Source organism: Companilactobacillus sp. (assembly GCF_022484265.1).
Lineage (GTDB): Bacteria > Bacillota > Bacilli > Lactobacillales > Lactobacillaceae > Companilactobacillus.
In genome coordinates, this window is record NZ_JAKVLR010000001.1 from 2,131,918 (window position 1) to 2,145,949 (window position 14,032).

Consider the following 14,032-nt stretch of genomic DNA (forward strand, 5'->3'; position numbering starts at 1 on the left):
GTCCTACCCCTTATTAGCAACCTTAGCAAATTGATCAAGTGTCTGATTCATCCACTCATAATAGCCTAAGTTGCTTGGTAACGTCTCTGTCAGATAAATGATCGGAACATCATTATCTTTAGCTGTTTGTTTGATTTTATTTACGATGCTGCTGTGAACTTGTTTATTTACGACTAAGAAATCAACTTGATGATTTTTCAAACCATTTTGAATATCTTTGATGTCCTTGATCGAAGGATCAGTTCCATCTTCAATCGATTTTGCAAAATGGTTATCTTTGACAGTCACGCCGAGATCCTTTAATAAATAATCTGGCAGTGGCTCCGTAACGTAAGCATTTTTTCCATTTAAATCCTTTTTGATCTGAGATTCTTTATCGATCAACTTGTCTAATTTTTGATTATATTTATGATAATTATTCTTATAGTACTTTTTATTTAAATTATCAGATTCTGAAACTCTTTCATATAAGGTCTTTGTCAATAGCTTCATATGGGAGACACTGAACCATAAGTGTTCATTAGCTCCGTCTTTATAATGCAAAACATCAGAACCGAAATTGATTACTGAGTCTTGCTTATTATTAGCTTCAGCAAGTTTGTTGATCCAGTCGTCATAGCCAATACCATTGGAAATGATCAATGGAGCTTTGGCAACTTTTTGTGAAACATCAGCTGTGGGTGTATAACTGTGCGGATCAACATTAACTGATTTGACGATCGATTGTACCTTGTACTTGTTGCCAACAATACTTTTGACAGGTTCATAGTAAGTATTAGTCGTAGTTAAAATCTTTTTCTCAGTCGACTGTTTGCTACAACCGACTAATAGTAATAAAGATAGTAGTAATATCCCGAAAATATATCGTTTACGTTTCATAAAACCGTCCCTCTAAAAATTTTTAATTCAGCTGTTAGTTGGCTTTTCTAACTGCCAAAGTACGTTTAGCCTCTTTAATAATCTTTAAAGCACGCCGTCTAGTTTTGATGTTTGTGCTGTGAATACGGCGATTAGCACTAGCAAGATCTACTTTTTCACTCATAGCGATACCTCTTTTTCTTTAATAGTAATTGTTACTATTAAGAGTATACACCGTTTAAACGAAAAGACAACTCTAATGATTTTTACATATTTTGTAATATTACAAAAACAAAATATCGTTTATATTTAAGACTTCTTTAAGCTACCAAAGCGATTATGGAATACATAAAGGAGGTAGCTAATATGATTATTCTTAATTCAGTAAGAGCAGCTGTTGGCACAGGTATCCGTACCTTTGGTAACGACATTAATGCTGTAGGCCAATTCTTTGACCAAGTAACAAGCTTCAGATAAGGAGCCGAAGAAATTTAGTATAAATTGGCAAGAGCTGATCTTGAAAAATTTATACCGCATTTCTGGATGAACGAATACCAAGTCAAGGAGGTGCTTTGAATATGATTATTCTTAACTCAGTACGTGCCGGTGTAAGCACAGGCATCCATACAGCAGCTAATGATGTACAAGCTGTTGGTCAATTGTTTGATAACGTTACACGTTTAAAAATAAAAATCAATTAAATTAAAAACTATAAGAGGTAAATAACTATGATCATTTTAAACTCATTACGCGCAGGCGTTTCAACAGGTATCCATACAGCAGCTAACGATGTACAAGCTGTTGGTCAATTCTTCGACAACGTTACTCGTTTCTAATAAAAACTAGAGTGCCTAATTAACATGGTCTGAAGTCGGAGCATAAGATAGGCCAATACGGAGGCGGTCCGTAAGACCGGTGCAGTGTTGGACTAGCTTATGCAGTAGACTTCAATGTTAATTAGCACGTTTCAGAACAGAGTGCCTAATTAATACGAGTGAAGTCGGAGTGATCTACACAGTAGACTTCAGCAATAATTAGCACGTTTCAAACTAGAGTGCCTAGCACTCCACGCATCAATGATCGCGTTCCGCATCAAAGCCACAATTAGAATAAACTGATTTGAAAGAGGTAACACGATTATGAACAATTTCCCAAATGATTTTCATGATGCAGTTCAAGAAGCTGCACAACCAAAGCCAATGGTACATCCCGCACCATTGAAGCATTTTATCGACAAAGTATTGAAACCAATGCCTCGTTAAGATAAATCCCTAAATGTTAATAACTAAATAATAAGTGAGGAAACAAATTATGAACAATTTTCCAAATGATTTTCATGACGCAGTCCAAAAAGCTGCAGAACCAAAGCCATTAGGCCAACCAGAACCATTAAAACCTTTTATCGATAAAGCATTGAAACCAATGCCTCGTTAGGAATTAGGAAGAGTAACTTCGGTTACTCTTTTTTTATGCAAAAAACAGCTTATTAATTGACAATTATTTTACCGTTATATAACGTATAGTGTGTGCCATGAATAGACTTCACAAAGTACCGTATCAATTGTTAAATAAAATGTGTATCAAATTTCAAATAAAATAACGCTCTTTAGACTAGATCCGCTGTATTTTGAAAACCGTTTTGGTTTATTTTTTGCTTGTTCCATTTATAATTAAATTGTGAGATTGGTTATCAATAACCAAAATGAATACCATTTATGAAATTATATAATACAAAATTTAGTCTACAGATGATTGATAAATTGATGATTATTCATCAATCTTTACTCCAAAATAATTGATTTTATTGCCTATTAGGTCAAATTTACGTTTAACACATCTTATGTGACGTATTTCTGCGTAAGCTATTGAGGTAATGATTTTTGGATAATACAATTTAATAGTCAAGTTTATATTTGGAAAAATAAGTTCGCAAAAATTTAATAAAGCGGAGTGATGAGATTGTTGACGAATTCTGGGTTAGTTTCATACCTTGTTGTTCATAAAATCAGACAAAAAGCTATTGCGGATGCATTAAACGTTTCCATTTCGACTGTGTACCGTAAAATTAAGGGGTTAGGTTTTACGCAACAGGAAGTGTTTCTATTGAATCAGAAATTAGACATACCTGTACATACGTTCTACGATGAGATAATTGAGTTAAGTGAACACGAGTAAATAACTATTGGTTCAATATAAATACGACTACTGGTATGCGGACTAAATGGAGGACAACTAGTCCTCGGTATTTAACGTAATTGGCAGTTGCTACTTGTATTGTAAAAAAAGAGATCAACCATTTCGAGTTGATCTCTTTTTTTGACTTCTATTCTCTTATTTGACCATTTCCGTTTACTAAATACTTGGTTGTGGTTAGTTCGTTAGCACCCATTGGTCCTCTAGCGTGGAGCTTTTGAGTACTGATCCCAATTTCAGCTCCAAATCCGAATTTGTTGCCATCGGTGAAACGAGTTGAAGCATTGACGTAAACAACGGCGGCATCAATTTGCTTCTGGAATTGACGACTATTTTGATAGTTATCGGTAATGATAGCTTCACTATGTTGCGTATTGTATTTATTAATGTGCTTAATGGCACTATCAAGGTCTGAGACGACTTTTATTGCAATAATATAGTCATTATACTCAGTTGACCAATCTTCTTCTGTGGCGGGTATAACGTTGTCTATGAGATCTTGTGTTTCTTGATCGCCACGGATTTCAACATTATGTTTCCGCAATTCTTTAACTAAGGTTGGTAAGAATGTTGCTGCAACGCTTTGATGAACGATAACTTTTTCAGCTGCGTTGCAGACAGAAGGACGTTGGACTTTAGCATTGATGATGATCTTGAGTGCCTTATCCAGGTCAGCAAATTCATCAACGTAGATGTGGCAGTTACCGGCACCGGTCTCAATGATTGGGACCTTAGCTTTGTTGACGACCATTTTAATGAATCGTCCACTTCCACGTGGAATCAAAACGTCTAAGTATTCGCTTAACTCCATCATCTCTTGGGCAACTTCGTGACTAGTGTCATGAACTAATTGAACGGCATTTTCGTCTAGTCCGGATTCCCGTAGTGATGCTCGTAAAGTATCTGATAGGGCAATGTTGGAATTAATAGCTTCTTTACCACCTCGTAAAAAAGCTGCGTTTCCGGATTTAAAACATAATCCCGCTGCATCAACTGTCACGTTAGGGCGAGCTTCAAAGATTATTCCAATCACACCTAGGGGAACTCGTTCTTGAACGATGTCTAAACCATCTTCAGTCGTCCAGCCTCGATCGATTTTGCCAATAGGATCTTCTAGATCAGCAATTTCGCGTAGGCCATCTGCCATCCCTTTGATACGGTCGTCATCAAGCAATAATCTATCTTGCATTGCTTGAGTCATATCGTTTGCTTTGGCATTGGCTAAGTCCTTAGCGTTCGCAGCCAAGATCGCTGCAGAATTTTTTTCAAGGTCGTCTGCCATTTTAACTAAGGCTTTATTTTTTTGTAAAGTACCCAGTTGTCCGAGTCCGAACTCAGCCTTTTGAGCGGCTTTACCCATTTGATTTAAATCAGTCATAACAGTTCCTCCTTAATTAGTTTCAGAGAAAAGCGTCCCGACGTTATCGCCTGCCAGGATATTTAAGACGATGTCAGGTTCTTTACCATCTGCCAAGATCATTTGTTGATGATGCTTCAAGATCAACTTAGCAGCTTTTAATTTTGTAGTCATACCGCCAGTTCCGTACTTACTGCCATGTCCGCCAGCAGCGCCAATGATCTCTTCGTTGATAGCGTGGACAGTGTCGTATTTGACCGTGGATTCTTTTTTTGGATTGCCATTATAAAATCCGTCGATATCAGACAGCATGATCAAAAGATCAGCGTTGATTAAGTTAGCGACGATGGCTGACAATTGGTCGTTATCGCCAAATTTAGTATGGTGGTCCATTTCTGAGACAGTTATTGAATCATTTTCGTTAATGATCGGAATTGCGTTTGGAATTTCTAACAATTCCTGAAAGGTGTTCATCACATTCGTGTGACTTTCAGGGTAGTCAGTAATGTCTCGAGTTAGCAACATTTGTGCGGCTACCATATCGTTTTTGTGGAGTGCTTGATTGTACAATTGGATCAGTTCAGTTTGACCAACAGACGAAACAGCCTGTTGCTTTGAAATTTTAAATGGTCGTTCTTTGAGTCCTAAAACTCCCATACCGACGCCGATGGCACCAGATGAAACTAAAACTACTTCTTTGCCGGCTTTTTTCAAGCTACTTAAGACGTAAGCTAGTCGTTCGATGACGTGCATATTAGGTTGACTATTGTTGTGGATCAAGGTGCTGGTTCCAATTTTGATTACGATTCGATCTGCGTGAATTTCTCGTTTGTTTTGCATGATTTAATGTCCTTATTTAAAAAAATTGATTGTAGTATTCCAAATAAGTTTCATCTTCATTTAAGGAAACAAGTTTGGTAACACTAGTGTTTCTTGGTTCAGGAAGGCTCATTAAATCACTGGGTCGAAGGACGTCTAGGGCAAAGGCTTTAACTGTAAAACCGTGTGTGACAACGATGATTTTTTCAGAAGGATATTTCTTAGTCATTTCGATCCGAAAATCTCGTGCTCGGTCGATCACATCTTCAAACCTTTCACCCTCAGTGGCGTATTTGACATAGGTTGGCAAAACATCGTTTAGATAGTCGTTAAAAACGTCAGGATAATCTTCACGTAGTTCGGAGTTTTTCTTGCCGTCCCACTGACCGTAAGAAATTTCTAACAACCTATCATCATAGGTGATCGGGAGATGATGTTGGGCATTTAGCGTTGCGGCAGTTTTGCGAGTCCGGTCAAGCGGGCTGCAAATGATCCTGTCAGCGAAACTTATATCAAAATTATCAGCTAAGTTTTGGGCTTGTTGTTGTCCGACATCGTTCAAGTGGGTAATGTCCGTGTTGATCACGCCTTGCTTGAGTCCTAGGGCATTTGCACTTGTTTGGCCATGTCTGATCAAATAAAATTCAGTCATGTATTCTCCTTCTTCCTCTATGTATTAACTTAATTATGCACTGAATATGATTGTATAGCTAGTTGACAATTTAATTTCTAATTGTTACAGTGATTTTAAGTTAATTGGAGGTTTTTTAATATGTTTAATAAAAACAATTTTAGCCTAACAGTGTCCTCCTTGTCTACACGTATATACATGTAGGCTTATTAACGTAGCGTTAAACCTCATGTATGATGGACAATCTTATCTGTGAGGTTTCTAATAATTGACTAGTCGTCCTCACAGAATCTGTCTGTGAGGATTTTTTTATCTCGACATCGCTGATTGTCGTTGGTTGATGTCAAAAAAAATAGGGAGTGGAATGATGACAATTTATAATTTTTCAGCTGGTCCAGCAACTATGCCAGATCCAGTCATAGTACAAATCAAAGCAGATTTACCTTCATATAAAAATTCTGGAATGAGTGTAATGGAGATCTCCCATCGTTCTGCGCTTTTTGACGATATTATCAATCAAGCACAACAAGACCTCCGTGACTTGCTGCAAATTCCAGACAATTACAGCGTGCTGTTTTTTCAAGGTGGAGGGACTTTGCAGTTCACCGCAGCACCATTAAATTTAGCAACCAAATATCATCGCATCGGATTGCTCGACAGTGGCCACTGGGCTGATCGTGCGGGTGATGAAGCTAGTCGAGTTAATGTCAAAGTCGACGTTTTAGCTTCTACTAAAGATGATAAGTACACGCACTTGCCAGAAATGCCGGACTTAAAACAAAATACTTACGACTACGTACACATTTGTACTAATAACACGATTGAAGGAACAGCCTATACGAAGCTTCCTGATACTGGAGACACAGAATTAGTCGGCGACATGTCGTCAAACTTCATGGGTCAACAATATAACGTTAAAGACTTCGGTGCTATTATGGCTGGAGCTCAGAAGAACCTTGGCATTGCCGGATTGACCATCGTGATCGTCAGAAATGACTTGATCGGCAAAGCTCAAAATTTACCAAGTATGTTAGATTACGAGCTTTTTGCTAAAAAGAATTCGATGTTCAATACGCCACCAGTTTTCGCCATCTATGCCGCTGGTCTAGTTTTGAAATGGCTCAAAGAACAAGGCGGAGTTGCAGAAATGGAAAGACGCAACCGGAAAAAATCAAACTTGCTGTACGACTTTTTAGATGAGTCGAAGATGTTTACGGCTCCAGTTGTCAAAGCTGACCGTTCGCTGGTCAACGTACCGTTCGTGACTGGCAATAAAGATCTTGACGCAAAACTGATCAGTGAAGCAACTGAACAAGGCTTGCTCAATATTAAAGGTCATCGTTCTGTTGGTGGCATGCGTGCCAGTTTATACAATGCAATGCCTTATGAGGGCGTTGAAAAATTAGTCGACTTTTTAAATAACTTTGAGAAAAATAATGGGGGAGTTCAATAATGTTTCAAGTAAAAACTTTTAATGCAATTGCAAAAACTGGTTTGGAAACTTTTGACGATAATTTTAAGATCAACCAAAGCGAGGACCCAGATGCTTATTTGATCCGTTCGGTCAATTTGCTAGCAGCCGAATTTCCAGAAAGCTTGAAGACAATCGTCCGCTGTGGCGTGGGCTACAACAACGTACCGCTAAAACGTGCCACTGAAAAAGGTATCGCTGTCTTTAATACTCCAGGAAGCAACGCAAATGCGGTCAAGGAATTGATCATCGCATTGATGATTGCGACTGCTAGAAACCTTTTTGCAGCGAATGCTTATTCAAATCAACATACTGAGGCGGATATTTCACAACGTACTGAAAAAGATAAGACGAAGTTTAACGGAACTGAATTGGCGGGCAAGAGATTGGCTGTTATCGGCTTAGGAAACGTTGGCTCACGTGTTGCTAATGCTGCTTTGGCATTAGGGATGAAGGTTGTCGGTTACGATCCATACTTGTCAGCTAATGCTGCTTGGAGAATCGACAACAAGGTCAAGCGTGCTGGCTCGATTCGTCGTGCGGTTAAAAATGCCGACTTCGTGACGATCCACGTGCCAAAGAACGATGAGACGGTTGGCTTGTTTAGTACGACTGAGATCACTGCGATGAAGGATAAGGCAGTCTTGTTCAACTATTCAAGAATTGGAATTGCAGACAATAAGGCTGTGGTCGAAGCGGTCAAATCTGGAAAAATTGCTCATTATTGTACTGATTTTGGTGAGCCTGTAATTGCTGACCAACCTAACGTTACGATCACGCCTCATATTGGTGGTTCAACTTTGGAAGCTGAATCAAATGGGGCTGTGCAAGGCGCTAATACTGTGATGAATTATTTGAAGTCAGGGGATACTAAAAATTCGGTCAACTTGCCTAATATGACGGTGCCGTTTGAAGCTCCTTATCGTGTGACAGTAATTCATCAAAACGTGCCTAATATGGTTGGACAAATTGCTACGGCGATGGCTGAACGTGATATCAATATTGAAAATATGGCCAATGCTGCTAAGGAAAAAACTGCTTATACAGTTGTGGATGTTAATTCTATCGATGGTGATGAGGGGCGTGATTTGGTGGAGGCACTGAACGCTATTAAAGAAGTCTATCGTGTTAGGATTATTGAACATCAATAAGAAAGTGCAAGTTTAAGTTCAAGTTCATAAGACCTTTGCTGGTGCTGGAGACCGACTCCGGACGAAAATCGCTTTCGGGGATCCGTGACATGCTGGGCACAACTTTAAGCCAAGTGTCACTGCGTGACGGCTTGTCTTAAAGCTTGGCCTCATCCTAAGCAATAAATTGCTAAGGATGATTTCAGCATTTGGTCCCCACGCGATTTCCGTCCTCCGTCTAGGTTAGTGGTTCCTATATAATAAACAGCTGGATTTTTTCTATTGAAGTTTAGTGTCATTTTCGTTCAAAGGATAAGTATGCTGTTTATGCGCATTACTTTTATGAGTTCAAAGGAAAAGTATGCAGTGTTTGCGCTCCACTTTTGTGAGTTCAAAAGCATCCTCTGACTTTGATTCCTCTTAAACAAAGTGTCCGTTTGTGTAATTTTTTCAATTGTTGGTATACTTGGTTTAATTAATTAATGTACGTTTTCTGCGGATGCGTGCTTCTGTCGTGATGTTGGCTTGGCTAACCTCTGGCAGTTAGAAAGGGTAATCCTATGTACAAAGTTTTAGTTGTTTTACATGATGGCGATGATTATATCCGAATGAACAAGGTCTTCTTGGAGAGTATGCCTGTTGCTGGGGAGTATATTGTTCACTCTGATGGTTTGCCTTATTTGGTTGAAGAGGTCACGACTTTTGTTGGCTACGTTAGTTCTAAGGGTGCAACGACTATTTTGGTGGTCCATCCTGCTGATAAAGATGCTGCGGTCAATGATTTATATGGGATCGACATTGCTCGTGATATGGATGACCCTGAGTATAATAAGAAAGAATGATTTTTGCGGTATTATTCATAAATAAATCGCTATAAAATATTAGAAAATCATATTTAAAAAATTATGAGGGTTGATACAGTACGTATCGACTCTCTTTTTTTATTAATAAATATTAAAAATTTTTTTAATCTAATTTCACAAAACTATTTCAATGTTTCTTCAGTAGTTGTACAATTTAATACAATCACGAAACAAAAATGGGATTGATGCGGGCATTGTTCGTATTCATTCTAAATTGAAGTGTTGTTGTTAACTTACAAAAGCATCGAGGTATATTTTTTTTGCCTTCTTTAGCTTTTGAACAGGTCAGTTTATCAACGAAAGGGGCGGAATAATGAAGCGTTACTTGGTATTAGAAGATGGCAATATTTATCCAGGACAAGCATTCGGCGCAGAAGCTACCGCAGTGGGCGAGTTAGTTTTCAGTACCGGTATGTCCGGCTATCAAGAATCAATAACAGATCAGTCATATAATGGCGAGATCTTAATGTTTACTTTCCCACTAATAGGAAATTACGGTATTAACCGCGATGACTATGAATCAATTACTCCAACTTGTAAAGGTGTAGTAGTACATGAACTGGCCCGACGAGCTAACAACTGGAGAATGGACTTATCACTGGACGAATATTTAAAAGAGAGCGGCATCCCTGGAATTCAAGGTGTTGACACTCGTGCGGTAACGCGACACATTCGTGCTAAAGGTGCTTTGAAGGCAACTATTGTTGACGAAGTAACTGAGAACACAGTGAAAGATCTCCAGAACACTGAATTACCAACTAATCAAATTGCACAAAGTACTACCAAAAGTGCATACCCAGTACCTACACACGGTAGAAAAGTTGTCTTGATCGATTATGGTCTCAAACATTCTATTTTAAGAGAATTAGCTGACAGACATTGCAACTTAATGGTCTTGCCTGCTGACGCAACTGCTGAACAAGTTCTCGAACAAGATCCAGATGGCGTTATGTTGACTAATGGACCCGGTAATCCAAAGAGCGTACCAGCTACTTTAGATATGATCCGCGAAGTTGAAAAACATGTACCACTATTTGGAATCTGTATGGGTCATCAACTGTTTGCTTTAGCAAATGGCGCTGATACCTTTAAAATGAAATTCGGACATCGTGGTTTTAATCATCCTGTCAGAGACTTAACTACTGGTCGAATCGATTTTACATCTCAAAATCATGGGTATGCTGTTGATCGTAACTCACTTGATGGTACAGATTTGGAAGTAACTCATGAAGAAATCAACGATAATACTGTTGAAGGATTGAGACATAAGATCTATCCGGCCTTTTCTGTGCAATATCACCCGGATGCTGCTCCTGGTCCTCACGATGCAGATTATTTATTTGATAGATTCATGAAGTTGATCGATGAAAATAAAGCGAAGGGGACAATCACAAATGGCCAAAAGAACTGATATTTCAAAAATTATGGTGATCGGTTCTGGTCCAATTATCATTGGCCAAGCTGCTGAATTTGACTATTCAGGAACTCAAGCATGTCTAGCTTTGAAGGAATTAGGTTACCAAGTAGTTTTGGTCAACTCAAACCCAGCTACGATCATGACTGATACTGAGATCGCCGATAAAGTTTATATCGAACCAATCACATATGAATTCGTATCAAAAATTTTACGTAAAGAAAGACCTGACGCCATCCTACCTACATTAGGTGGTCAACAAGGTCTTAATATGGCAAAGGAATTAGACGATTCAGGCATTTTGAAAGAACTCGACATCGAACTACTTGGTACTAAGATGTCAGCAATCGATCAAGCCGAAGACCGTGAAAAATTCCGTGCTTTAATGAATGATTTAGGTGAACCAGTTCCAGAATCTGCCATCGTTCATGAAGAAGAAGAAGGAGTCGCTGCTGCTAACCGTATCGGCTATCCGATCATTGTTCGTCCAGCTTTCACCATGGGTGGAACTGGTGGCGGTATCGCTAACGATGAAAAGGAACTCCGTGAGATTTTGCAAAACGGACTTAGTCTTTCGCCAGTGACTCAATGTATGTTGGAACAAAGTATTGCCGGATACAAAGAAATCGAGTTTGAAGTTATGCGTGATGCATCAGACAACGCAATGGTAGTCTGCAACATGGAAAACTTTGATCCCGTTGGTATCCATACTGGTGACTCGATCGTTTATGCGCCAGTGCAAACTTTGTCTGACCGTGAGGTTCAAATGTTACGTGATGTTTCCTTAAAGATCATCCGTGCTTTGAAAATCGAAGGTGGCTGTAACGTTCAATTAGCTTTGGATCCTAACAGTTTCAAGTACTTCGTGATCGAAGTTAACCCTCGTGTTTCACGTTCTAGTGCCTTAGCTTCTAAAGCTACAGGTTATCCAATCGCTAAAGTTGCTGCTAAGATTGCTGTCGGTCAAACTCTTGATGAGATCATCAACCCTGTTACCGGAACAACTTATGCTGAATTTGAACCAGCTTTGGACTACGTTGTCTGCAAGATCCCACGTTGGCCATTCGACAAGTTCACGCACGCTGACAGAACTTTAGGAACACAAATGAAGGCAACTGGTGAAGTTATGGCTATCGGTAGAAATATCGAAGAAGCTACTTTAAAAGCTGTTCGTTCACTAGAAATCGGCCTAGTGTCACTCGACAAGCCAGAACTACATGAGATTTCTGATGAAGAACTTGATCATGGCTTAGTTCATGCTCAAGATGACCGTCTATTTTATCTAGCAGAAGCAATTCGTCGTGGCTATAAGATTGAAAAAATCGCTGACATGACTAAGATCAATTTGTTCTACTTAGATAAATTGCTTCATATTGTTGAAATCGAGCGTGAACTTCGCGACAATCCACAAGATTTAGATGTATTGTTGAATGCTAAAAAGAACGGTTTTGCCGACAAATCTATTGCTAAGATCTGGAACGTCGACATTGACTCAGTTCAAAAATTGCGTGAAGACAATGATATGAGACCAGTTTATAAGATGGTTGATACTTGTGCTGGCGAGTTCGATTCGCAAACGCCTTACTTCTATAGTACTTATGAATTCGAAAACGAAAGCATCGTTGACAAGAAGCCATCGATCTTAGTTATCGGTTCAGGCCCAATCAGAATCGGACAAGGTGTCGAATTCGATTACGCCACAGTACATTCAGTTAAGGCTATTCAAAAAGCTGGTTACGAAGCTATCGTTATGAACAGTAATCCTGAAACAGTTTCAACTGATTTCTCGATTTCTGACAAATTGTACTTTGAACCATTAACGCTTGAAGATGTTTTAAACGTCATCGAACTAGAAAAACCAGAAGGAGTTATCCTTCAATTCGGTGGTCAAACTGCAATCAACTTAGCTGAACCACTCTTGGCTCATGGCGTAAAAGTCTTAGGTACTAGCGTTGAAGATATTAACCGTGCCGAAGACCGTGATGAGTTTGAAAAAGTTATCGTTGCAAATAACATTGCTCATCCAACTGGCGACACAGCTTCTGATGAAGGTACAGCCGTGAAGATTGCTGAAAAAGTCGGCTATCCAGTCTTAGTTCGTCCTAGTTATGTTCTTGGTGGTCGTGCCATGGAGATCATTAACAAGAAAGATGAACTAAATTACTACATGCACAACGCGGTCAAAGTTTCTCATGACCATCCTGTTTTGATTGACCATTACTTAGTTGGCAAGGAATGTGAAGTTGATGCCATCTGCGATGGTACTGATGTCTTGATCCCAGGAATCATGGAACACGTTGAACGTGCCGGAGTTCACTCAGGAGACTCAATGTCAGTTTATCCTGTTCAAACTTTGTCTAAGCACGTCCAAGACCAAATCGTTGAGTATACTGAAAAATTAGCTCATGACTTAAATTGCTTTGGTATGATGAATATCCAATTCGTTGTTCAAAACGACCAAGCTTACGTCATCGAAGTTAATCCAAGAGCTTCACGTACAGTACCTTTCTTGAGTAAAGTAACTGATATCCCAATGGCACAGATTGCCACTAGAGTTATCTTAGGTCACACGCTTAAAGAACAAGGCTACAAGAACGGTGTTGCTCCAGTAAGCAAGTTGATCCACGTTAAAGCACCAGTGTTCTCATTCTCAAAACTAGCAGATGTTGATAGTTTGTTAGGACCTGAAATGAAGTCGACCGGTGAAGTAATGGGAACTGACAAGACTTATGAAAAAGCACTTTACAAGGCCTTTGAAGGAACTAAGACGCATATCCCTTCAGCTGGAAAAGTTATTTTTAGCGTTAAAGACGCTGATCTGGAAGAATCTCTTGGTCTAGCTAAGAGATTCGTTGAACTAGGATTTGAGATCTTAGCCGAAAACGATACTGGTGACTTCTTCAAGAAGAACGGTATCGAAGTCGAAGGTTTCGATGATTCATTTGATGGCATGATGCAGCTAATTGGCGACAAGCACGTTCAAGTAGTCGTAAATACTATCGATGAAGAAGAATCTGGCGAGACAGATGGTAAGGTAATGAGAGGCGTAACAACCGAACATTCAGTACCACTGTTTACAGCACTAGATACAGTCGATGCAGCACTTAAAGTGTTAGAAGCACAAAGTTTCTACATTCATTCAATTTAAAGTTAAAGGCATCCTATTTATGGGATGTCTTTTTTTTTACAGATCAAATCGATTTGGGGGTTTTGTAAAAACATTTAATATGCACATATGAACATACAAACATATGTAATATACTTAATGTACAAGCTGATAAGATTCAATGATTAGT

13 protein-coding genes are annotated in these 14,032 nt (G+C 39.0%); 8 read left to right on the forward strand and 5 right to left on the reverse strand.

Features of this window, described 5'->3' with window-relative positions; genetic code table 11:
- Positions 1-3 precede the first annotated feature (3 nt).
- Positions 4-879: a metal ABC transporter solute-binding protein, Zn/Mn family gene (locus LKF16_RS10215; RefSeq protein WP_291472246.1), complete on the reverse strand. Its 876-nt coding sequence runs from the start codon at positions 877-879 to the stop codon at positions 4-6.
- Positions 880-913: 34 nt separating this feature from the next.
- Positions 914-1,042: a putative metal homeostasis protein gene (locus LKF16_RS10220; protein WP_291472248.1), complete on the reverse strand. Its 129-nt coding sequence runs from the start codon at positions 1,040-1,042 to the stop codon at positions 914-916.
- Positions 1,043-1,436: 394 nt separating this feature from the next.
- Between LKF16_RS10220 and LKF16_RS10225 the strand changes: the two genes are divergently transcribed.
- From LKF16_RS10225 to LKF16_RS10235, 3 genes are all read left to right on the forward strand, one after another.
- Positions 1,437-1,559: a hypothetical protein gene (locus tag LKF16_RS10225; protein WP_291472250.1), complete on the forward strand. Its 123-nt coding sequence runs from the start codon at positions 1,437-1,439 to the stop codon at positions 1,557-1,559.
- 438 nt (positions 1,560-1,997) lie between these two features.
- Positions 1,998-2,120: a hypothetical protein gene (locus tag LKF16_RS10230; protein WP_291472252.1), complete on the forward strand. Its 123-nt coding sequence runs from the start codon at positions 1,998-2,000 to the stop codon at positions 2,118-2,120.
- Between the two features lie 49 nt (positions 2,121-2,169).
- Positions 2,170-2,292, forward strand: a complete 123-nt coding sequence (locus LKF16_RS10235) for a hypothetical protein (protein WP_291472254.1) — start codon at positions 2,170-2,172, stop codon at positions 2,290-2,292.
- 889 nt (positions 2,293-3,181) lie between these two features.
- Here the strand turns inward: LKF16_RS10235 and LKF16_RS10240 are convergent.
- From LKF16_RS10240 to LKF16_RS10250, 3 genes are read right to left on the reverse strand one after another with little or no spacing between them, the layout of a single operon-like run.
- Positions 3,182-4,429 carry a glutamate-5-semialdehyde dehydrogenase gene (locus LKF16_RS10240; RefSeq protein ID WP_291472256.1) on the reverse strand — a complete coding sequence of 416 codons (1,248 nt, stop codon included), beginning with the start codon at positions 4,427-4,429 and terminating at the stop codon, positions 3,182-3,184.
- 12 nt (positions 4,430-4,441) lie between these two features.
- On the reverse strand, positions 4,442-5,248 hold the full coding sequence (gene proB, locus LKF16_RS10245) for a glutamate 5-kinase (RefSeq protein WP_291472257.1): 807 nt from the start codon (positions 5,246-5,248) through the stop codon (positions 4,442-4,444).
- A gap of 16 nt (positions 5,249-5,264) precedes the next feature.
- Positions 5,265-5,879, reverse strand: a complete 615-nt coding sequence (locus LKF16_RS10250) for a histidine phosphatase family protein (protein WP_291472258.1) — start codon at positions 5,877-5,879, stop codon at positions 5,265-5,267.
- Between the two features lie 346 nt (positions 5,880-6,225).
- Here LKF16_RS10250 and serC point away from each other — a divergent pair, with 346 nt between their 5' ends.
- From serC to carB, 5 genes are all read left to right on the forward strand, one after another.
- On the forward strand, positions 6,226-7,311 hold the full coding sequence (serC, locus tag LKF16_RS10255; RefSeq protein WP_291472260.1) for a 3-phosphoserine/phosphohydroxythreonine transaminase: 1,086 nt from the start codon (positions 6,226-6,228) through the stop codon (positions 7,309-7,311).
- A complete protein-coding gene (locus tag LKF16_RS10260) occupies positions 7,311-8,480 on the forward strand; it encodes a phosphoglycerate dehydrogenase (RefSeq protein WP_291472262.1) in 1,170 nt (389 codons plus the stop codon). The genes serC and LKF16_RS10260 overlap by 1 nt, the downstream gene beginning before the upstream one ends.
- Before the next feature lie 539 nt (positions 8,481-9,019).
- Positions 9,020-9,301: a LysR family transcriptional regulator gene (locus LKF16_RS10265; protein WP_291472264.1), complete on the forward strand. Its 282-nt coding sequence runs from the start codon at positions 9,020-9,022 to the stop codon at positions 9,299-9,301.
- Positions 9,302-9,635: 334 nt separating this feature from the next.
- Positions 9,636-10,733, forward strand: coding sequence for a carbamoyl phosphate synthase small subunit (locus LKF16_RS10270; RefSeq protein ID WP_291472266.1), 1,098 nt, complete (start codon positions 9,636-9,638; stop codon positions 10,731-10,733).
- Positions 10,717-13,884, forward strand: coding sequence for a carbamoyl-phosphate synthase large subunit (carB, locus tag LKF16_RS10275; RefSeq protein WP_291472268.1), 3,168 nt, complete (start codon positions 10,717-10,719; stop codon positions 13,882-13,884). The genes LKF16_RS10270 and carB overlap by 17 nt, the downstream gene beginning before the upstream one ends.
- The last annotated feature ends 148 nt before the right edge of the window (positions 13,885-14,032 follow it).